The organism is Cohnella rhizoplanae (assembly GCF_948329515.1).
GTDB lineage: Bacteria > Bacillota > Bacilli > Paenibacillales > Paenibacillaceae > Cohnella > Cohnella rhizoplanae.
Genome location: NZ_CAOJCN010000062.1, coordinates 1 through 623, shown reverse-complemented (window position 1 = coordinate 623; position 623 = coordinate 1). Strand labels below are relative to the sequence as shown.

Genomic DNA, 623 nt, shown 5'->3' with positions numbered 1-623 from the left:
CGCTGGTAACACTCGCGCTCCAGTACGCTGTGAAAGGATTCAATGAACGCATTTTTGTTTGGCGTCCTTACCGGGATGCGTTCGTGGTGAATGCCGCTCTCTTCCGTGAAGGCATAGAAGGCATGGCTGCAAAACTGCGGCCCGTTATCTGTTCGTACGACCAACTGCGTATCCGCCGCTAAGATGTCTCTTTTAAGAAGCGCTTTGCGGACCAACTGGATGATATCCTTGGCGCTGCAAGCTTTGCCACGGTGGTGGGCGACGATGCTGCGGTCGAATACGTCAATGATGCTGGCGAGGTAAAAGTGCTTGCGTACGCCGATTACGTAACCGTATTTAATATCCATTTGCCAGAGCTGGTTCGGCCCGGTGACCACACGGTTGTTAGCGAGCCTGCGAGGAACGGTATGCTTCACTTCACGCTGTGGCTGCAGCAGACCCAGTTCCTTGCAGAGGCGGTAGACCTTCTTCTTGTTAATCTGCAAGCCGTACTGTCTTCGCAGGCACTGCGTCAGCTTCCTGTAACCGTAGCACGACTCCTCTTCCCTGGAGATCAGGTGCCGGATACGGCTCTTGATTTGAGCGTCAGGCACCTTGGTTCCATCCTTGGACAAGGAGTACCC

1 protein-coding gene is annotated in these 623 nt (G+C 54.3%); it reads right to left on the bottom strand.

Annotation, left to right across the window (positions count from 1 at the left end):
• The coding region (locus PQG80_RS28825) for a DDE-type integrase/transposase/recombinase (RefSeq protein WP_271755301.1) at positions 1–593 on the bottom strand (593 nt) is incomplete at its 3' end.
• Positions 594–623 lie beyond the last annotated feature (30 nt).